Below are 18609 nucleotides of genomic sequence, written 5' to 3'. Positions count from 1 at the left end.
TCACCTCAACTCATTCATTCACTTGGACGCCCACACCGTGCCGGCCGGGTTGTTGACCGGCACGCCGACGGCGTTGCCGTACTCGGTCCACGAGCCGTCGTAGTTGCGCACGTTCTTGTAGCCCAGGATCTTGTGCAGCGCGAACCAGGTGTGGCTCGAGCGCTCGCCGATGCGGCAGTAGGTGATGGCCGGTTTGCTGCCGTCGATGCCCACGGCCGCGTAGATCGCCTTCAGCTCGGCGGCCGACTTGAAGGTGCCGTCTTCGTTCACCGCACGGCCCCAGGGCACGTTGGCCGCGCCGGGCACGTGGCCCGCGCGCACCGCCAGTTCGGCGGCGCCGGCCGGCGCGAAGATCTTGCCGCTGTACTCGTCGGCCGAGCGGATGTCGACCAGCTTCGCGTCGGAGCGGCCCTCGGCCACGGCCAGCACGTCGGCCAGCCGCGCGCGCAGCTGCGGGTTGGGCTGCGTCACCTTGAAGCGCGTGGCGACGTGCTCGGGCGCGCGGTTGTCGAGCACGCGGTTCTCGGCCTCCCACTTCTTGCGCCCGCCGTCGAGCAGCTTCACGTTCTGCACGCCGTACTGGTCGAACACCCAGGCGCCCCAGGCCGCGAACCAGTTGTTGGTGTCGCCGTAGAGGATCACGGTGGTGTCCTTGTCGACACCGGCCGACGACAGCAGCTTCTCGAACTCGGCCTGGCTCACGATATCGCGGCGCACGCGGTCGTTGAGGTCGTTGTGCCACGAGAAGTTCACCGCGCCCGGGATGTGGCCGCGCTCGTACAGGCCCGGGTTCACGCTGACCTCGATCACGCGCAGCTTGGGGTTGCGCAGGTTCTTCTCGAGCCAGTCGGTGGAGACCAGCGGGCCGCTGCCGTCGGCCGAAGCCTGCGCGAAGGCCGACGGTGCGGTGGCCAGGAAGGTCAGCGTGGCGAGGGACGCAACGCGCCACCATCTGCTGAAGATCGACATGCGGGACTCCTTGTGTTGAATGGAAGACATCTGAAACAGATCAGAGCGAACTCTAGGCAGGCCACCCGCGATCACCAACGAAGCGTTTGCGATAAGCGCATGCGCAAAGCGTCTGAGGCTCAGGCGACCGCGAGCGCTTCATGCGGCAGCTCGGCGCGCACGCGCCAGCCCAGTTCGGGCGCGATGCGCACCGCCAGGTCGTCCAGGATCTGCTCGTAGGCCTCGCTGTCGAAGTTGTAGGGCAGCTCCACGCGCAGCTCGCTCACCAGCGGCAGCACCGGGTCGCGGTGCAGGCGCTCCAGGATCTCGTCGGCGCTGCCCACGAGGTCGCCGGCGAACAGCGTGCGGCGTTCGCCCTGCGGCGACAGCGTGCGCTCGACACGGCCCGCGGCGAACGCGCGGTAGCGCCGCCGCGTGGCGGCATCGGCGCCGTCGAGCGGCACGATCACGCGGCCCAGCGCGATCCGTCCACGTCGCGCGCCCGGCACTTCGCTGGCGCGGTAGCGTTCGACGAGGCCGGTCTGCGCCTCGAGGAAATCGTCGGTGGTCTCGCCCGTGAGCACGTTGCCTAGCAGCAGGTGAAAGCCGTTGCGCCCCGCCCATTCGGCCGAGCGCAGCGACCCGCCGCCGTACCAGAGCCGCCCGACGAGGCCGGGTGCATAGGGCTGCACGCGCGGACGCACGCGCCCACCGGCGGATTCGACCACCGTGTCTTCGTCGCCCAGCAGCACGTCTTCGAGGTTGGCGCGCAGCCGCGCCACGCGCTTGTGCGTGAAGTCGACCGTGGCCGGCGGTGCGTCCTGGAAGCGCCCGCCCAGCAAGGCGCCGTGCGGCGGCGCGCCCGCGCTCAGGCCCACCTGCAGGCGGCCGCGCGAGAGCACGTCGACGGTGGCCAGGTCTTCGGCCAGCCGGAACGGGTTTTCGTAGCCCATCTGGATCACGGCCGCGCCGAGTTCGATGCGGCGCGTGCGCTGCGTGGCGGCGGCCAGGAAGGTCGGTGCCGACGACACGGCGCGCTCCAGGTGGCGCTGGCGCACCCAGGCGCTGTCGAAGCCGCGCCGCTCGCCGAATTCAAAGAGCCGCAGCGCGGCTTCGAGGCCGGCGTGCGGGTCGGCCTCGTCGTAGTTGCCGGGCGTGAGGAAACCGATGTGGTGGATGGTCATGGTCGTGTCGCTCGCAGGGTCAGAACTTCGGCAACCCCGGCGGGTTGACCTCCGATTTCGGCAGCGCCTCTTCGGCCAGACGCCAGCGCGCGAGCGCCTTGGCGTAGGTGCCGTTGCGGATCAGGTTGTTGGCCGCGGTGGTGAGCGCCACCGCCAGCCCGCTGCCCTTGCGCGTGGCCACGGCCACGTCCGACTTCAGCGGCCAGCCCGCGTTCACGGTGCCGGCCAGCCGCAGCTGCCCGTTCTTCGCGGCCTCGTAGGCCTGCGGTGCGTTGGGGTTGAAGTTGGCATCGACGCGTTTCGTCGTCACCGCCAGCCAGCGCGTCACATCGTCGTCGTAGTACTGGATCGACACCGGCTTCAGGCCCGCGGCCACGTTCTGCCGGTCCCACTCGAGCAGGATGCGCTCCTGGTTGGTGCCGGCGCCGGTCGTGAGCTTCAGGCCCGCCACGTCCTTCGGCTCCTTGATCGACTGGATGGCGCTGTCGGTGCGCACGTAGAAGCCGTGCAGGCCGAGCCGGTAGGTCGAGAAGTCGAACTTCTCCTTGCGCTGCTCGGTCACGCCCACGTTGGAGATCACGGCGTCGTACTTGCCCGAGCTCAGGCCCAGCGGCCAGTCGGCCCAGGCGACGGGCCGCAGCTCCAGCTTCAGGCCCAGCGCCTCGGCGATGAGGTGGGCAAAGTCGGGGTCGAAGCCCACCACCGTCTTCGCGTCGGTGGCGTAGGTGGAGATCGGCGGCGCGAACGGCGCGATGGCGATGGTCAGCACGCCCTCCTTCACGAACTTGAAGCTGGGTGGAATGGCGTTGACGGCCTCGGCGTCCTTGCCGGTGTGCAGGCGGCCCTTCTGCTCGGGGCTGAAGTCGAAGGTGTCGGCGGCGTGCGCCGGCGCGAACGCCATCAGCCCGAGGGTGGCCAGCGCCCCCAGTTTTTTCTTGAGCGACATGGTCCCCTCCCCTCAGTTCTTCGGCAGGCCGGGCGGGTTGGTGCGCGCCACCTCGATCGCTTCGGACGCCAGGTTCCAGCGCGACAGCGCCTTGCCGTAGTTGCCGTTCCTGATCTGCGTGTTGAGCGCCAGCGTCACGGCCTCGGCAATGCCCGAGCCCTTGCGCGAGGTGACGGCGATCTCGGCGTTGAGCGGCCAGCCGCCCGACACCAGGCCCGCGAGCCGGGTCTTGCCGTCGCGCGCCTCGTAGGCCGCGATGGCGTTGGGGCCCACGTAGGCGTCGGCGCGGCCCGACTGGATGGCCAGGCGCTGCACCACATCGTCGTCGTAGTACTGGATCTCGATGGGCTTGAGGCCGGCGGCAATGTTCTGCTTGTTCCAGCGCAGCAGGATCTGCTCCTGGTTCGTGCTGGCCGTCACGATGAGCTTCAGGCCCGCGATGTCCTTGGGCTCCTTGATGGGCCCGAGCTTGCTGTCCGACTTCACGTAGATGCCCAGCTGGTCGTTGCGGTAGGTCGAGAAGTCGAACTTCTCCTTGCGCTCCTCGGTGACGGTCACGTTGGACACCACCACGTCGAACTTGCCCGACTGCAGGCCCAGCGGCCAGTCGGCCCAGGCGGTGGACACCAGCTCCAGCTTGCGCCCCAGGCTGTCGGCCACGAGCTGCGCGATGTCGGGCGCGTTGCCCACGGGTGTCTTGGTGTCGGTGGCGTAGGCCGCGAACGGCAGCCGGCCGGTGGTGGTGCCGACGACGAGCACGCCTTCCTTCTGGAACTTGAAGTCCTTCGCGAGCCGCACGGCCTCTTCAATCTTCTGCGCGCGCGGACGGCCGGGTTGCTCGGGGCTCAGGTCGGGCGCCGGGGCGGTCTGGGCCGTGGCGGCGATCGGCAGCAAGGCCGCCAGGAGAACGGACAGGAGAAGGCGTCGATGGGTCATGAAAGCGGTCGGTTGGAAAAGAGAAAGAAGAAAAAACTCAGAGCACCTTGGCCAGGAATTCGGCCGTGCGCGGATGCCGCGGTGCGTTGAACACCTGCTCGGGCGTGCCGGTCTCGAGGATGCGGCCCTGCTCCATGAAGACCACGGTGTCGGCCACCTCGCGGGCAAATCCGATCTCGTGCGTCACGATGAGCAGCGTGGTGCCGGAGCTCGCGAGTTCCTCGATCACCGCCAGCACCTCGCCCACCAGTTCGGGGTCGAGCGCCGAGGTGGGCTCGTCGAACAGCAGCACCTTGGGCTTGAGCGCCAGCGCCCGCGCGATCGCCACGCGCTGCTGCTGGCCGCCCGAGAGCTGGCGCGGGTAGGCGTCCTTGCGGTCGGCCAGGCCGACGCGGGCCAGCAGGTCGGTGGCCAGCGCCTCGGCCTCGGCGCGCGGCAGGCCGCGCACCGACTGCGGCGCCTCGACGATGTTCTCCAGCACCGTGAGGTGCGGGAACAGGTTGAAGTTCTGGAACACCATGCCCACGTCGACGCGGCGCGTGAGGATGTCCTTCTCGTGCAGCTCGTACAGCGTGTCGGCATCGCGCCGGTAGCCGATGAGTTCGCCGTCGATGGCAATGAAGCCGTCGTCCACGCGCTCCAGGTGGTTGATGGTGCGCAGCAGCGTCGATTTGCCCGAGCCCGAGGGGCCGAGGATCACCGTGACGCTGCCGCGCGGCGCGGTGAAGGTCACGTCGTCGAGCACCTGCAGCGCGCCGAAGCGCTTGGACACGCCGTGGATCGTCACCTCGCCGCCCGGGGCGCGCGAGCCGTTCCAGCGCGGCACCTGCGCGGGGGCCGGTGCCGGTGCCGACACGGGCACCACGGCCGGCGCCCTGCCCCGCGCCCACAGCCCGTGCACCACGCCGCACAGCCACGAGCGCGGCGCATGACGCAGCGCCCCGCGCGAAAAATGCCGCTCGATGTAGTGCTGCGCCACCGACAGCACGGTGAGGATCACGAGGTACCACACGGTCGCCACCATGAGCAGCGGAATCACTTCCAGGTTGCGCCGGTAGATGATCTGGATCGTGTAGAACAGCTCGGGCAGCGCCAGGATGTAGAGGTTCGAGGTGCCCTTGGCCAGCCCGATGATGTCGTTGAAGGCCGTGGGCAGGATGCTGCGCATGGCCTGCGGCAGCACGATGCGCGAGGCCTGGCGCCGGCGCGAAAGGCCCAGCGCGGCGGCGGCCTCGAGCTGCCCCTGGTCCACCGACAGGATGCCTCCGCGCACGATCTCCGAGGCGAAGGCCGCCTGGTTCAGCGTGAGGCCCAGCAGCGCCGCCACGAACGGGCTGATGAGCTGCGTGGTCGGGTACGAGAAGAAGGTCAGGTCGGTGAACGGCACGCCCAGCGACACGGTCTCGTACAGGTAACCCAGGTTGTTGATGATCAAGAGCAGCACGATCACCGGCACCGAACGGAAGAGCCAGGTGAACACCCAGGCCAGCCGCGCCAGCAGCGGCGAGCGCGACACCCGCGCCAGCGCCAGCCCCGTGCCGAAGAAGAAGCCCAGCACCGCGCCCAGCGCCGTGAGCAACAGCGTGCGGCCCAGCCCGGCCAGCACCGGCTCCGAGAAGAACCACTGCGCGAACACCGGCCAGCCCCAGCGCGGGTTGGTGAGCACCGAATGCAGCACGAGGCCGATCACCGCCACCGCGAAGACGGTGCCGACGGTGCGCGCCGGGTAGGTCGCGGGGACGATGCGAAAGTGCGAGTAGTCGCCCTTGGCGGGCGGTGCCGCATCGCTGCGGCGCAGGGGTGCCGTGGGGGTGCGAGGCTCCGGGCCGGCGTCGAGCACGGTGGTCGTGTTCATCGCGACACTGCCTCGCTCAGTGCCGCACCCACGCGGCCTTGCGTCGCCCACTGCGCCAGGTGCTTCTCGAAGGGCAGCTTGCGCGGCGTCTCGGGGTCGGCGTCGTCGGTGAAGAGCGCCGTGTAGCCATGGCTGCGGTACAGGCCCACGGCCTCGGGCTGGCGAAAGCCGGTCGTGAGGTAGATGCGTTCGTAGCCCTGGCGCAGCACCTGCGCCTCCAGCTCGGCCAGCACGCGGCTGGCCAGGCCCTGGCGGCGCAGCGCGCCGTGCGTCCACACGCGCTTGAGCTCGGCGGTGCGCTCGTCGTGGCGCATGAAGGCGCCGCCGCCGATCGCCACGCCGTCGCGCAGCAGCAGCACGAAGTTGCCGTGCGGCGGCGCGAACACCTCGGGCGCGTAGCGGTCGATCTCGCGCGGTGCACCGGGTTCGCGCAGCACGTCGCCGTAGCGGCTGTCGTACTCGAAGGTGAGCCCTTCGATCAACGGCCGGGCCAACGGGTCCAGCGGCGTGGTGTAGAGAAACTGTTCGCTCATGGGGTGGTTTCCTGGGTGTCGCCGTCGGCGGAAAGAAAGCGCTCGGCCAGCCGGCCCCAGTACACGGCCGCGGGCGCGAGGATCGCGTCGTTGAAGTCGTAGCGCGGGCTGTGCAGCGAGGCGCTCTCGCCGTTGCCGAAGAACACGTAGCTGCCGGGGCGCGCCTGCAGCATGTAGGCGAAGTCTTCGCTGGCGGTGCGCGGGCGGAAGGCCGGATCGACCCGCTGCGCGCCGAAGGTGTCGAGCGCCACGGCGCGCGCAAAGGCGGTTTCTTCCGCGTGGTTGATCACCGGCGGAAAGCCCGGCCGGTAGTCCACCTCGGCCTGCGCACCGAAGCTCTCGGCCTGCGCCCGTGCCAGCGCGGGAATGCGTTGTGCCAGCAGCGCGCGCACCTCGGGCTTGAACGAGCGTGCCGTGAGCTTGAGCTCGACCGTGTTCGGAATCACGTTGGAGGCCTCGCCGCCGTGGATGGAGCCCACCGTGACCACGCCCATGTCGAGCGGATCGACGTTGCGCGACACCACGGTCTGCAGCGCCGCGATCAGGTGCGCGCTCGCGACCACGGGGTCCACCGTCTCGTGCGGCTGCGCGCCGTGGCCGCCCTTGCCGCGCACCGTGATGTGCGCCTGGTCGATGGCCGCCATCGCGGGACCGGTGACGCAGCCGACGTGCCCTGCCCCCACGCCGGGCCAGTTGTGCAGGCCGAAGACGGCGTCGCACGGGAAGCGCGTGAACAAGCCCTCGTCGATCATCTTCTTCGCACCCGCGCCCAGTTCTTCGGCGGGCTGGAAGATCAGGTGCAGCGTGCCGCGAAAGGCGCCCGCCTCGGCCAGGAAACGCGCCGCCGCAAGCAGGATCGCCGTGTGGCCGTCATGGCCACACGCATGCATCACGCCCGCGTTCTCGCTCGCATACGACAGGCCCGTGGCTTCCTGGATCGGCAGCGCGTCCATGTCGGCGCGGATACCGAGGCTGCGCCCCGGCCCGCGCCGCAGCGTGCCCACCACGCCGGTGCCGGCCAGGCCGGTCGTGACCTCGTAGCCCCAGGCCGCGAGCCGCTCGGCCACGAGCGCCGAGGTGCGGTGCTCCTTGAACGACAGCTCGGGGTGGCGGTGAATGTCGCGCCGCAGCGCAATGAATTCGTCGCCGTAGCCGGTAATGGTGGATTCGACGCGGTGAATGTCCTTCAGGGCCGGTCGTGGCAGCGCGGCGCCCATCAGGCGGCCTTGCGCTCGGCGGTGGCGCCGCCCTGCGGCGCGGCATGGCGGCTCGCCTTGCGCGGCAGGCCCAGATGGTCGCGCAGGGTCTGGCCGGGCAGCGTGCGCTGGTAGCGGCCGCGCGCCTCCAGCGCCGGAATCACGAACGCGATGAAGTCGTCCAGGCCCTGCCCCAGCACCGGGAAGCCGAGGATGAAGCCGTCGGCCGCGCCCTCGTCCACCCAGCGGATGATCTCGTCGGCGATGCGCTCGCCCGTGCCCACGAACTGCGTGCGCGGCGTGGCGACTTCGAGCGCCACCTCGCGCAGCGTCTGGCCCTTGGCCTTGGCATTCGCCTTGATGCGGTCGGTGGTCGAGCGGAAGCTGTTGCGGCCGATCTCGCCCAGCTCGGGGAACGGCGCGTCGAGCGGGTACTGGCTGAAGTCGTGGTGATCGAAGAAGCGGCCCAGGTAGGCCAGCGCCTCCTCGACCGTCAGCAGTGCGCGGATGGCGAGGTACTTGGCCTCGGCTTCCGCCTCGGTGGCCGCGACCACCGGGCCGATGCCCGGGAAGATCTTCACGTCGCCGGCCTGCCGCCCCTGCGCCACGGCGCTGGCCTTGACCTGCTTGAGGAACGCACGCGTGTCTTCGAGCGAGGGCGAATGGGTGAACACCGCGTCGGCGTACTTGCCCGCCAGGCCGATGCCCGCGTCCGACGAACCGGCCTGGAAGATCACCGGCTGCCCCTGCGGCGAGCGCTGGATGTTCAGCGGCCCGGCCACCTGGAAGAAGCGGCCCTTGTGGTCCAGCGTGTGCAGCTTGTCGCGGTCGAAGAACTGGCCGCTCTCGCGGTCGCGCACGAAGGCGTCGTCGTCCCAGCTGTCCCACAGGCCCTGCGTCACGGCCAGGTACTCGTCGGCGATCTCGTAGCGCAGCGCGTGCTCGGGGTGCGCGCGGCTGTAGTTCTTCGCGCTGCCTTCCAGCGGCGTGGTCACCACGTTCCATCCCGCGCGCCCACCGCTGATGAGGTCGAGCGAGGCGAACTGCCGCGCCACCGTGAACGGGTCGCTGTACGAGCTGGAGATGGTGCCCGCCAGGCCGATCTTCGTGGTGACGGCGGCCAGCGCCGACAGGATCGAGATCGGCTCGAAGCGGTTGAGGAAGTGCGGGATCGACTTCTCGTTGATGTAGAGCCCGTCGGCCACGAACGCGAAGGCGATGCCCGCGGCCTCGGCCTTCTGCGCGTTGCGGATGAAGAAGTCGAGGTTGACGCTGGCATCGGCCGGGCCGCCCGGGTGTTTCCAGGCATTCATGTGGCTGCCGGCCCCTTGCAGCATGACGCCGAACTGGATGTTGCTCATGACGATCGTTCTTGTGATGGGAAAAAGAAAAAAACTCAGGCCAGCGCGGGTTCGCGGGCCTGCGCCAGCAGCTCGACCGCCGTGGCGCGCGCGCCGAAGTCCGCCACCGGGATGTCGATCACGAACTCCTCGATGCCGTGGCGTGCGCTGAGGGCCTCGAGCGCGTCGCGCACCTCGTCGCCGGTGCCGGCGATGACATGCGGGCGCCGCTCCTCGGTGCGGTAGTCGCTCGCGCCGGCCTGCCGCGCGAACTCGGCGGCGGCCTCGAGGCTGGGCAGGTTCACGCTCTGGCCCGTGGGCAAGGTCACGCGGAAGCTGCGCAGCGCGCCCACGTGCTCGGCGGCCTCGTCGTGCGTTTCGGCGGCAAAGGCGAACAGCGCGAGCAGCGGCGCGCGGCCGGTCGCGCCGCGGTAGGCGTCGATCGATTGCCCGATGTTCACGGGGTCGCCGTTGAAGTGGCCCGCATAGACGAATTGCCAGCCCAGCCGCGCCGCGAGCAGCGCGCTCTCGGGACTGCCGCCGAGCAGCACGCGCTGCGGCGCCACCGGCGGGAACGGCGTGGCCACGGCGCCGGCCAGCGCATGGTCGGCGGGCACGCCGTCGTGCAGGAAGGCGTCGAGTTCGCGCAGGCGCGCTTCGAAATCGAGGGCCTTCGCCTTCGCCGGATCGTGCAGCGATTGCAGCGCCTTGCTGGTCAGCGGCAGGCCGCCCGGCGCCTTGCCGATGCCCAGGTCGACACGGCCCGGCGCCAGCGAGGCCAGCACCTTGAAGGTCTCCGCGACCTTGAACGGGCTGTAGTGCTGCAGCATGACGCCGCCGGTGCCGATGCGGATGCGCGAGGTCTTGGCCAGCAGGTGAGAGGCCAGCACCTCGGGCGCCGAACCGGCGTAGGTGCGGTTGCCGTGGTGCTCGGCCAGCCAGTAGCGGCGGTAGCCCAGCCGTTCGGCGCGCCGGGCCAGCGCGATGGTGTGCTGGAACGCCTGCGCGGCATCGGCACCTTCGGGGATCAGGCTCTTGTCGAGCAGGGAGAGCGAGTAGGACACGGTGTTCGGCGATGGCGCAGTGGAAGCGGGTGTGCTTCAAATTCTGCGAGCCATCGTGCGGGCCGTTTGCGCTGAATTCCTCTATCGATATCTGGAATCTGCGGGGTCGTGCGGCTCACCAGGCATAGGGCAAAAGGGCCGCCACGGCCGTGGCATGCAGCCGCCTGCGCACGCGCAGCGGCACATGGCCATGCGGTGCGCGGCGCGCCACTTCATGCGGCGACGCCGGCGCGATGCACCAGGCAATGGCGGTCAGCGCGAGGACGTGGCGGGCCTGTGCGGCCGGGGACGAAGAAGCGACGGTGTGCAGTGGCATGGCGGGCGGTTTCCCTGGTTCGATGCCGCCGATTCTGCGAAGCGCACCCGCCGTTGCCAACGACGGATTGCGAATGTCCTGATGCGGTTTGCATCGCATCCGCGCGCCCAAAGGTGTTGCCTCGCGCCCCCTGCGCTGGCTACGATGGGCGCGCAACCACCCAAGGAGCAGCCGCCATGTCGAACCATGTCTACAAGTCGCTCGAGCTGACGGGCTCGTCCAAGACCAGCATCGAGGACGCGGTGCAGACCGCCATCGCGAAGGCGCACGAGACGGTGCGCAACATCCAGTGGTTCACCGTCACCGAGACGCGCGGCCATGTGGTCGACGGCAAGGTCGCGCACTGGCAGGTGACGGTGAAGATCGGCTTCACGCTCGAGTAGCCGCACCGCGGCCTTGACGGGTCAGGCGCGCAGCGCCGAGGTGCCGTCGTAGATATAGCGGCGCGACCACGGGAGCGTGCTCGCCGCCCTGCCCGCCTTGCGCCCGACGATCTGGTAGATCGCCACGTCGTCGTTCTCGAAGGCATAGGCGCAGCCCGCGAGGTAGATGCGCCAGATGCGGAACTTCTCTTCGTCGACGAGTGCGCGCGCCTCGTCGGCATGGGCCTCGTAGGCGTCGCTCCAGTGGCGCAGCGTCTGCGCGTAGTGGCGGCGCAGATTCTCCACGTCGAAGGCCTCCAGCCCGCCCTGCTGCATGGCCTGCAGCGCCAGGCTGATGTGCGGCAGCTCGCCGTTGGGGAACACGTAGCGGTCGATGAAGTCGCCGCCGCCGTACGACACACCGCCGCCCTCGGGGTCGGACGAGGTGATGCCGTGGTTCATGACGATGCCGTCGTCGGCCAGCAGCTGCTGCACGCGCTTGAAGTACTCGGGCAGGTTCTTGCGGCCCACGTGCTCGAACATGCCGACGCTGGTGATGCGGTCGAACTGGCCGGTCACGTCGCGGTAGTCCTGCAGGCGGATCTCGATGCGGTCTGCGAGGCCTGCGGCCTTCACGCGCTCGGTCGCGAGGTCGAACTGGTTCTGCGACAGCGTGACGCCTACGCAGCGCGCGCCGAACTTCTGCGCCGCGCGGATCACCAGCGCGCCCCAGCCGCAGCCGATGTCGAGCAGTGTCTGGCCCGGTTTGAGTTCGATCTTGGTGAGGATGTGGTCTATTTTCTTCAGCTGCGCGGTGGCCAGGTCTTCGTCGCCGTTCTCGAAGTAGGCACACGAATAGACCATGTTCGCGTCGAGCCAGAGTTGGTAGAACGCGTTCGACACGTCGTAGTGGTACTCGATCGATTTTTTGTCCGACGACTTGGTGTGCGCGAAGTAGCGGGCCATGCTTTGCAGCGCGCCGCCGGGCTTGTCGAGCGAGGTCTTCGCCAGGCCGTAGGCGATGTCGATCACGTCGCTGAGCTTGCCTTCGATGTCGATCTTGCTCTTGACGTAGGCCTCGCCCAGGTTGTCGAGCGTGGGCTGCAGCATCAGCGACAGCGCCGCGGGCGATTTCACGTGCAGCGTGACCGCCGGTCCGCTGAAGTCACCGAAGTCGTAGGACTGGCCGTCCCACAAGGTGAGCCGCGCGGGCAGGTTGGCCCGTGCGCGAACCGCGGCGCTCCACTGCGCCAGCTTCTTTTCCCAAAGCATGCATCTCTCCGAGTTGTTGAGTAGTCCCGCCTCCACGGGCGGACGGGTGCTGCAGCGAACAAAACGATAGCGAGAATTTGCGAAACCTGCATGGCCGCGACGACGCAAGAAATCGCGGCAGGTGCTATAGGCGCACGGGCGCGATGCGACCGATGCAATGCGACCGATGCAATGCCTACGCGGCTTCCATCGAGGTCGCGTCGTTGCCGGCCTCGCCGAGCCAGCGGCGCTTGTCGCGCAGCGGCGGCGCGCCGAACATGCGGCCGTACTCGCGCGCGAACTGCGAAGGGCTTTCGTAGCCCACGTTGTGCGCGGCGCTGGCCACGTCGGTGCCGGCGATCAGCATCTGGCGGCGCGCCTCCTGCAGGCGCAGCTGCTTCTGGTACTGCAGCGGGCTCATCGCCGTCACGGCCTTGAAGTGGTGGTGGAACGACGACACGCTCATGTGCACCGCGCGCGCCATGTCTTCCACGCGCAGCGACTGCGCGTAGTTGGTGCGCAGCGCGCTGATGGCTTTGGCGATGCGCTGCGTGTGGCTGTCGTGCAGCGCGATCTGGCGCAGCCGCGCGCCCTCGCCGTTCACCAGCAGCCGGTACATGATCTCGCGCTTGATGAGCGGCGCCATGATCGGAATGTCTTCGGGCGTGTCGAGCAGCCGCAGCAGGCGCAGCACGGGCTCCAGCACCGGCATGGCGATGCGGTTCACGTACATGCCGCGCGAGGCCGGCGCGTTGGCCTTGGCCGGCAGCTTCTCGTCGCCGATGAGGTCGCCGATCTCGTCGAGCGCCAGCTCCAGCCGCACGCCCAGGTAGGGCTCGTTCTCGCTGGTCACGCACACCTGGCCGCACACCGGCAGGTCGACCGAGGTGACGAGGTAGTTCATGGGGTCGTACACGTAGATGTCGTCGCCCACGATGATCCGCTTGGAGCCCTGCGCAATGAGGCCCAGCGCCGGCGTCGCGAAGCCGTGCTTGGGGCCGTCGGGCTTGCTGATGCAGTGCACCTGCAGGCCGGGCACGGCGCATTCGACCGTGCCGTCCTGCCCGCGCGTGATGTGGCGGATGAGCTGCACCAGCTCTTCGCGGGCGGCATCGAGTTCGGGTTCCAGCGGCATCGGCATGGCGAGGACGGTGGCGGTGTCGGGGGTTTCATCAGACATGGGTAGGCCTCTGACAAAGGAGAGCGGCCGCGGTGGCGGCCATGGAGGATTGGGCTGCCCGCAGCTTAGCGTCGCATCCTCTCCTTCGCACGGCCTGCGCACGAGGTCTGGAGAAATAGGCAAAGACTTTGCAGAAACGCGCTCGCCCGCCGGGGCGCGCCGGCGGGATACTTTTTCGCAACCGCCGGCCACCCGTCAGGCCGGACGGCCCCTCCACCCGCAAAGGACAACTTTCGATGCAATACCGCCAATTCGGCCGCACCGGCCTCCTGGTTTCCGAACTCTGCCTCGGCACGATGACCTTCGGCGGCGCGCCGGGCATCTGGGACCACATCGGCCAGCTGCAGCAAGGCGAGGCCGAAGGCCTCATCGGCCGCTCGCTCGACGCCGGCATCAACTTCATCGACACGGCCGACGTGTACTCCGAGGGCCTGTCCGAAACCATCACCGGCCAGGCGCTGAAGAACCTGAAGGTGCCGCGCGACCGCGTGGTGGTCGCGACCAAGGTGCTGGGCGAAACCGGCAGCAAGGGCGTGAACTCGGCCGGCGCCTCGCGCTACCACATCATGGACGGCGTGAAGGCCAGCCTGAAGCGGCTGCAGCTGGACCACATCGACCTGTACCAGATCCACGGCATCGACCCGATCACGCCGATCGAGGAAACGGTGCGCGCGCTCGACGACCTCGTGCGCCAGGGCCACGTGCGCTACGTGGGCGTGTCGAACTGGGCCGCGTGGCAGATCGCCAAGGCGCTGGGCATCGCCGAGCGCGACCGGCTGGCGCGCTTCGAGTCGCTGCAGGCCTACTACACGGTGGCCGGGCGCGACCTGGAGCGCGAGCTGGTGCCGATGCTGCGCAGCGAGCAGCTCGGCCTGATGGTCTGGAGCCCGCTGGCCGGCGGCCTGCTCAGCGGCAAGGTCGACCGCCACACCGCCACCGCGCAAGGCAGCCGCCGCGCGAGCTTCGACTTTCCGCCGGTGAACGTGGAACGCGCCTACGACTGCATCGACCTCATGCGCCAGTTCGCCGAACCGCGCGGCGTGTCGGTGGCGCAGATCGCACTGGCCTGGCTGCTGCACCAGCCGGTGGTGACCAGCGTGATCGTCGGCGCCAAGCGCATCGACCAGTTGGACGACAACATCGCCGCCACCGAGGTGCGGCTCACGGCCGACGAACTCGCGGCGCTCGACAAGGCCAGCGCGCTGGCGCCCGAGTACCCGGGCTGGATGCTCGCGCGCCAGGGCGGCGTGCGCGCCCAGCGGCTGGCCGATTCAGGCCGTCGCGGCTGACACGAGCGGCGCCTCGGTGCGACGCGCGGCATGCGCCGCGCTCGCCCGCAGCGCGCGCAGGTCGAGGTGCTCGGCGGCGCGCGCGGCCTCGGGCGCGGCCAGGTGCGGCACCACGCCCAACAGCGGCGCACCGAGCCGGGCGCGCAGCGTCTGCAGGTTGCCTTCGGGCGAGAGCATCTGCGGCTCGACCACGCTCGCGACCCAGCCGGCCAGCACCAGCCCGCGCGCACGGATCGCCTCGGCGGTGAGCAGCGCATGGTTGAGGCAGCCCAGCCGCAGCCCGACCACGAGGATCACGGGCAGGCCCAGCGCCACCGCGAGGTCGGCCGTGTCCAGGTCGTCGCCCAGCGGCACGCAGAAGCCGCCCACGCCTTCCACCACCACCGCGTCGGCCTGCGCCGACAGCCGCTCGAAGGCATCGAGCAGCACGGGCAGCGCGACCTGCACGCCCTCTTCCCGCGCCGCCAGGTGCGGCGACATCGGCGCCTTCAGCACGTAGGGGCAGCGCCAGGCCAGCGGCGCGGCGACGTTGCCGGCCGCCTGCAGGCGCTCGACGTCTTCGTTGCGCCATTCGCCGTCGATGGCATCGAGCCCCGCCGCCACCGGCTTCATGCCGACCGCGCGCAGGCCCGAGGCGGCCAGCAGCGCGAGCATGGCGCTGCTCACCAGCGTCTTGCCCACGCCGGTGTCGGTGCCGGTGACGAACCAGCGGCGCTGCGCAGCGGCTGCCGTTGTCGTCATGCGGCCTCCGGCCACGGTTCGGCCAGGGCCTCGCCCAGCGCATCGATGAGCCGCGCCACGTCGGCCTCGGTGTGGCTGGCCGACAGCGCGATGCGCAGCCGCGCGGTGCCGGCAGGCACCGTGGGCGGGCGGATCGCGCCCACGCGCAGGCCGTGTGCATCGAGCCGTTCCATGGTCTGCATGGCGCGCGCGTTGTCGCCCACGATGAGCGGCTGGATCGCGGTCGGCGAATCGGCCAGCCAGGCGCTGCCGTCGGCCGGCAGCACCTGCTTCAGGCCGTTGCGCAGCTGGGTGATGCGGGCGCGCAGCTGCGCGCGGCGGCGCATGCCCTCCTCGCCCTCGATGAGCGCCAGGCTGGTGAGCAGCGCATGCGCCACCGCCGGCGGCGCGGCCGTGGTGAAGATGTAGGGCCGCGCGCGCTGCACCAGGAAGTCGATCACCGTGCGGTGCGCCGCCACGAAGGCACCCGACACGCCGGCCGCCTTGCCCAGCGTGCCGATCAGCACCAGCCGCTCGGAGCGCAGCGCCAGCGCCTGCAGCGCGCCGCGCCCGGTGGCGCCGAGCACGCCGAAGCCGTGTGCGTCGTCGATCACCAGCCAGGCGTCGTGCTGCTCGGCCAGCGCGAGCAGGCCCGCCACCGGGGCGATGTGGCCGTCCATGCTGAAGACGGCGTCGCTCACGATGATCTTGACCGGCGCGTCGCAGGCAGCCAGCTGCGCGTCGAGCGCCTGCAGGTCGCAGTGCGGGTAGCGTTCCACGCGGGCGCGGGCCAGCCGCGCGCCGTCGATCAGCGAGGCGTGGTTCAGCGTCTCCGAGAAGATCACCGCCTCGCCGTCGCCCAGCGCCGACAGCACCGCCAGGTTGGCCATGTAGCCGGTGCAGAAGAACAGGCTGCGCGCCTGCGGAATGTGCGGCGCCATCCATTCGCCCAGCCGCTCCTCGAGCTGCGCATGGGCACGCGAGTGGCCCAGGATCAGGTGCGAGCCGCCGCTGCCCGTGCCGTAGCGCGCTGCGCCTTCGGCCAGCGCCTCGGCCAGCGCGGGGTGCGCGGCCAGGCCCAGGTAGTCGTTGCTGCTGAAGCCGAGCATCGTGCGCGGCGCGGTGGCGCCGGCCAGCGTGAGGATCTGCTCGGGCGCGCAGGCGGTCTCGGCGATCTGCCGGCGGCGGCGCAGCGAGCGCGCGTCGAGCGCGGTGATCTCGTCCTGCAGGCGTTCAAGCAAGCGCAGCATCGCGGGCTCCTTCGTCGGCGGTGGCGCCGGGTGCGGTGGTGACGGCTTTCAGCGTCGCGAGCGTGCCGTCCACCAGTTGATCGATCACGTCGTCCGCGATGGCGTACGGCGGCATCAGGTACACGGTCGCACCGATGGGCCGCATCAGCAGGCCGTGGTCGCGCGCCGCGAGGTGGAAGCGCTCGGCGAAACGCGCGCCGGGCTCGCGCACGTCGAAGGCCGTGATCATTCCGCGCTGGCGCAGGTGGTCGATCGGCTGGCCGGCGAGCCCCTCGCGCAGCCGCGCCAGCAGGCGCGCGGCGCGGTCCTGGTTGCGGTTCAGCGCGTCTTCCTGCTCGAACAGGTCGAGCGTGGCGAGCGCCGCGCGGCAGGCCAGCGCGTTGCCGGTGTAGGAATGCGAGTGCAGGAAGCTGCGCGCGGCGTCGTCGTCGACGAAGCCCTGGTAGATGGCTTCGCGGGTCATCACCAGCGCCAGCGGCAGGTAGCCGCCGCTGATGCCCTTCGACAGGCACAGGAAGTCGGGCCAGATGCCGGCCTGCTCGCACGCGAAGAAGGTGCCGGTGCGCCCGCAGCCAACCGCGATCTCGTCGGCGATCAGGTGCACGCCGAAGCAGTCGCACAGCGCACGCACGCGGCGCAGGTAGGCCGGGTCGTGCATCGCCATGCCGGTGGCGCACTGCACCAGCGGCTCGACGATCACGGCGGCGATGCTGTCGTGTTGCGCGGCCAAGAGCGCTTCGAGCTCGTCGGCGGCGCGGTTCGCGACAGCGGCGGCGTCTTCGCCGGGCCGGGCGGCACGCGCGTCGGGCGAGGCCACGAGGTGCGCGCTGGCGAGCAGCGGCGCATAGGCGTCGCGGAACACGGGCACGTCGGTGACGTGCAGCGCGCCCAGCGTCTCGCCGTGGTACCCGCCGCGCAGCGCGACGAAGCGGCGCTTGCCGGCGCGGCCCGCGTTGCGCCAGGCGTGGAAGCTCATCTTGAGCGCGATCTCCACGGCCGAGGCGCCGTCGGAGGCATAGAAGCAATGGCCCAGCGCATGGCCCGTGAGCGCCGCCAGCCGCTCGGCCAGCTCGACCGCCGGCGCGTGCGTGCAGCCGGCGAGCATCACGTGCGGCAGCGTGTCCAGCTGCGCCTTCAGCGCGGCGTTGATCGCCGGGTGCGCGTGGCCGAACAGGTTGACCCACCACGAGCTGGTGGCGTCGAGGTAGCGCCGGCCTTCGTGGTCGGTCAGCCAGACGCCCTCGCCGCGCGCGATGGGCAGCGGCGGCGCCACGTCGAGGCGGATGCTCTGGGTGCAGGGGTGCCAGACATGGCGGCGGCTGCGCTGTTGCCAGTCGGCGTTGGCATTGGCGTTCGAAGCGGTCGGAGAAGCAGTCGTTGTTGGGGGCACCCGCGCATTCCTTTCTTGTTCGAAAAAAGCACTGCCCGTCGCGAGAAACGAGGGCAAAGGCGCGGGATCGTATCGACGGAAAGACAGGGCGGCAAACGCGCTTCGGGCAGGTGTTTCGCGAGGGCGATGAGGGAGGTTTGGGCGATGTTGCGCCGTGTAGTGCGCGCGTTCGTCGCAACGGCGGGCGGCTCGGCATCGTCGCGCTTGCCGCGTCTGCGTGGGCGCTGCCGCAAGTTGTCAGGCTGCCGCCAAAGATAGCGAGTGAATGTCCGGTTCTCGGGGTGCCGGCTGCCCCGGTCGCTCTTTTCAGACACGACCGTGGCTGATTTCAATGGGGCGGTCAGCCGCTGCTCTTTTTCACCAAAGCGCGATGCTCGCGTCGCGTCCATCGAGCTGTCGCTTGCCAGAAAAACTTCATCCATAAGTTGGCACGAGGTCCACTGCAGCGCCTGCGGCCCACATGAGAACGAACGCCTTCTTTTACCAACTCAAGCAACCCAATTTCTGGGGAAATGCAATCAGAAGCACTCAATTTAGAGTCGTTTCGAGGCTTCTTCCTTGAAGTAGAGTTATCCAGATTCATGCAGTACTTCCGAGGCCGGTCTTTGGTTCGACAAGGCAGGCGGGAAGATCACGCATGTGAAGAAATAGACCATAGCCGGGCATACCGGCAGCGACACCGGGGAGGTGGTTATCCATGCCAGACAGTTTCAATATCTTCCATGGCGCAGCGCCATGGAAGCTCGAAGGCCTGAACGTCGCGCGGCTCTCTGAGCAGGCGCGGCTCATCAAGCTGCAGCTGCCCGCGTCGGCGCCGCAGAACGCCGTCGTCGTCGAGCGCTTCACCGG

General features: G+C 69.6%; 17 protein-coding genes. 2 read left to right on the top strand and 15 right to left on the bottom strand.

Annotation, left to right across the window (positions count from 1 at the left end; translation table 11 throughout):
- Positions 1 to 18: 18 nt before the first annotated feature.
- From AC3WQM_RS28040 to AC3WQM_RS27995, 10 genes are all read right to left on the bottom strand, one after another.
- Positions 19 to 969 carry a sulfurtransferase gene (locus tag AC3WQM_RS28040; protein ID WP_492683285.1) on the bottom strand — a complete coding sequence of 317 codons (951 nt, stop codon included), beginning with the start codon at positions 967 to 969 and terminating at the stop codon, positions 19 to 21.
- A 119-nt stretch (positions 970 to 1088) separates the two neighbouring features.
- Positions 1089 to 2132: an LLM class flavin-dependent oxidoreductase gene (locus AC3WQM_RS28035; protein WP_307583628.1), complete on the bottom strand. Its 1044-nt coding sequence runs from the start codon at positions 2130 to 2132 to the stop codon at positions 1089 to 1091.
- A gap of 19 nt (positions 2133 to 2151) precedes the next feature.
- A complete protein-coding gene (locus AC3WQM_RS28030) occupies positions 2152 to 3078 on the bottom strand; it encodes an ABC transporter substrate-binding protein (protein WP_492683284.1) in 927 nt (308 codons plus the stop codon).
- A gap of 12 nt (positions 3079 to 3090) precedes the next feature.
- Complete coding sequence (locus AC3WQM_RS28025) at positions 3091 to 4014, bottom strand: ABC transporter substrate-binding protein (protein ID WP_492683283.1); 924 nt, start codon at positions 4012 to 4014, stop codon at positions 3091 to 3093.
- A 37-nt stretch (positions 4015 to 4051) separates the two neighbouring features.
- Positions 4052 to 5869 carry an amino acid ABC transporter permease/ATP-binding protein gene (locus AC3WQM_RS28020; protein ID WP_492683282.1) on the bottom strand — a complete coding sequence of 606 codons (1818 nt, stop codon included), beginning with the start codon at positions 5867 to 5869 and terminating at the stop codon, positions 4052 to 4054.
- Positions 5866 to 6402 (bottom strand): GNAT family N-acetyltransferase, encoded by a 537-nt coding sequence (locus tag AC3WQM_RS28015; RefSeq protein ID WP_492683281.1) that lies wholly within the window; start codon positions 6400 to 6402, stop codon positions 5866 to 5868. Before AC3WQM_RS28015 ends, AC3WQM_RS28020 begins: the two co-directional genes overlap by 4 nt.
- Complete coding sequence (locus tag AC3WQM_RS28010; RefSeq protein WP_492683280.1) at positions 6399 to 7619, bottom strand: M20 aminoacylase family protein; 1221 nt, start codon at positions 7617 to 7619, stop codon at positions 6399 to 6401. The genes AC3WQM_RS28015 and AC3WQM_RS28010 overlap by 4 nt, the downstream gene beginning before the upstream one ends.
- On the bottom strand, positions 7619 to 8959 hold the full coding sequence (locus AC3WQM_RS28005) for an LLM class flavin-dependent oxidoreductase (protein WP_492683279.1): 1341 nt from the start codon (positions 8957 to 8959) through the stop codon (positions 7619 to 7621). Before AC3WQM_RS28005 ends, AC3WQM_RS28010 begins: the two co-directional genes overlap by 1 nt.
- Before the next feature lie 35 nt (positions 8960 to 8994).
- Complete coding sequence (locus tag AC3WQM_RS28000; protein WP_492683278.1) at positions 8995 to 10002, bottom strand: LLM class flavin-dependent oxidoreductase; 1008 nt, start codon at positions 10000 to 10002, stop codon at positions 8995 to 8997.
- A 115-nt stretch (positions 10003 to 10117) separates the two neighbouring features.
- Positions 10118 to 10318 carry a hypothetical protein gene (locus AC3WQM_RS27995; RefSeq protein ID WP_062482175.1) on the bottom strand — a complete coding sequence of 67 codons (201 nt, stop codon included), beginning with the start codon at positions 10316 to 10318 and terminating at the stop codon, positions 10118 to 10120.
- Positions 10319 to 10494: 176 nt separating this feature from the next.
- On the opposite strand from AC3WQM_RS27995, the gene AC3WQM_RS27990 reads away from it, so the two are divergent.
- Positions 10495 to 10701 carry a dodecin gene (locus AC3WQM_RS27990; protein WP_062482179.1) on the top strand — a complete coding sequence of 69 codons (207 nt, stop codon included), beginning with the start codon at positions 10495 to 10497 and terminating at the stop codon, positions 10699 to 10701.
- 21 nt (positions 10702 to 10722) lie between these two features.
- On the opposite strand, the gene AC3WQM_RS27985 is transcribed toward AC3WQM_RS27990, so the two are convergent.
- Together AC3WQM_RS27985 and AC3WQM_RS27980 are read right to left on the bottom strand one after the other, a co-directional pair.
- Positions 10723 to 11952 (bottom strand): class I SAM-dependent methyltransferase, encoded by a 1230-nt coding sequence (locus tag AC3WQM_RS27985; protein ID WP_492683277.1) that lies wholly within the window; start codon positions 11950 to 11952, stop codon positions 10723 to 10725.
- 175 nt (positions 11953 to 12127) lie between these two features.
- Complete coding sequence (locus AC3WQM_RS27980; protein ID WP_062482185.1) at positions 12128 to 13111, bottom strand: AraC family transcriptional regulator; 984 nt, start codon at positions 13109 to 13111, stop codon at positions 12128 to 12130.
- A gap of 236 nt (positions 13112 to 13347) precedes the next feature.
- On the opposite strand from AC3WQM_RS27980, the gene AC3WQM_RS27975 reads away from it, so the two are divergent.
- On the top strand, positions 13348 to 14400 hold the full coding sequence (locus AC3WQM_RS27975) for an aldo/keto reductase (RefSeq protein ID WP_307693683.1): 1053 nt from the start codon (positions 13348 to 13350) through the stop codon (positions 14398 to 14400).
- Here AC3WQM_RS27975 and bioD read toward each other — a convergent pair.
- From bioD to AC3WQM_RS27960, 3 genes are read right to left on the bottom strand one after another with little or no spacing between them, the layout of a single operon-like run.
- On the bottom strand, positions 14383 to 15141 hold the full coding sequence (gene bioD, locus AC3WQM_RS27970) for a dethiobiotin synthase (RefSeq protein ID WP_492683276.1): 759 nt from the start codon (positions 15139 to 15141) through the stop codon (positions 14383 to 14385). The two genes, AC3WQM_RS27975 and bioD, sit on opposite strands and share 18 nt — an antisense overlap.
- Positions 15138 to 16370: an 8-amino-7-oxononanoate synthase gene (gene bioF, locus AC3WQM_RS27965; protein WP_492683275.1), complete on the bottom strand. Its 1233-nt coding sequence runs from the start codon at positions 16368 to 16370 to the stop codon at positions 15138 to 15140. The genes bioD and bioF overlap by 4 nt, the downstream gene beginning before the upstream one ends.
- A complete protein-coding gene (locus AC3WQM_RS27960) occupies positions 16354 to 17760 on the bottom strand; it encodes an adenosylmethionine--8-amino-7-oxononanoate transaminase (protein WP_492683274.1) in 1407 nt (468 codons plus the stop codon). The genes bioF and AC3WQM_RS27960 overlap by 17 nt, the downstream gene beginning before the upstream one ends.
- Between the last annotated feature and the right edge of the window lie 849 nt (positions 17761 to 18609).

It is taken from the genome of Variovorax sp. FW301-JW7 (assembly GCF_058788795.1).
This window is presented reverse-complemented; position numbering and strand designations above follow the sequence as displayed.

Excerpts from the sequence above, each read along its gene's own strand:
- AC3WQM_RS28040 (WP_492683285.1), bottom strand. The coding sequence starts at position 969 with ATGTCGATCTTCAGCAGATGGTGGCGCGTTGCGTCCCTCGCCACGCTG.
- AC3WQM_RS28035 (WP_307583628.1), bottom strand. The coding sequence starts at position 2,132 with ATGACCATCCACCACATCGGTTTCCTCACGCCCGGCAACTACGACGAG.
- AC3WQM_RS28030 (WP_492683284.1), bottom strand. The coding sequence starts at position 3,078 with ATGTCGCTCAAGAAAAAACTGGGGGCGCTGGCCACCCTCGGGCTGATG.
- AC3WQM_RS28025 (WP_492683283.1), bottom strand. The coding sequence starts at position 4,014 with ATGACCCATCGACGCCTTCTCCTGTCCGTTCTCCTGGCGGCCTTGCTG.
- AC3WQM_RS28020 (WP_492683282.1), bottom strand. The coding sequence starts at position 5,869 with ATGAACACGACCACCGTGCTCGACGCCGGCCCGGAGCCTCGCACCCCC.
- AC3WQM_RS28015 (WP_492683281.1), bottom strand. The coding sequence starts at position 6,402 with ATGAGCGAACAGTTTCTCTACACCACGCCGCTGGACCCGTTGGCCCGG.
- AC3WQM_RS28010 (WP_492683280.1), bottom strand. The coding sequence starts at position 7,619 with ATGGGCGCCGCGCTGCCACGACCGGCCCTGAAGGACATTCACCGCGTC.
- AC3WQM_RS28005 (WP_492683279.1), bottom strand. The coding sequence starts at position 8,959 with ATGAGCAACATCCAGTTCGGCGTCATGCTGCAAGGGGCCGGCAGCCAC.
- AC3WQM_RS27995 (WP_062482175.1), bottom strand. The coding sequence starts at position 10,318 with ATGCCACTGCACACCGTCGCTTCTTCGTCCCCGGCCGCACAGGCCCGC.
- AC3WQM_RS27990 (WP_062482179.1), top strand. The coding sequence starts at position 10,495 with ATGTCGAACCATGTCTACAAGTCGCTCGAGCTGACGGGCTCGTCCAAG.
- AC3WQM_RS27985 (WP_492683277.1), bottom strand. The coding sequence starts at position 11,952 with ATGCTTTGGGAAAAGAAGCTGGCGCAGTGGAGCGCCGCGGTTCGCGCA.
- AC3WQM_RS27980 (WP_062482185.1), bottom strand. The coding sequence starts at position 13,111 with ATGTCTGATGAAACCCCCGACACCGCCACCGTCCTCGCCATGCCGATG.
- AC3WQM_RS27975 (WP_307693683.1), top strand. The coding sequence starts at position 13,348 with ATGCAATACCGCCAATTCGGCCGCACCGGCCTCCTGGTTTCCGAACTC.
- bioD (WP_492683276.1), bottom strand. The coding sequence starts at position 15,141 with ATGACGACAACGGCAGCCGCTGCGCAGCGCCGCTGGTTCGTCACCGGC.
- bioF (WP_492683275.1), bottom strand. The coding sequence starts at position 16,370 with ATGCTGCGCTTGCTTGAACGCCTGCAGGACGAGATCACCGCGCTCGAC.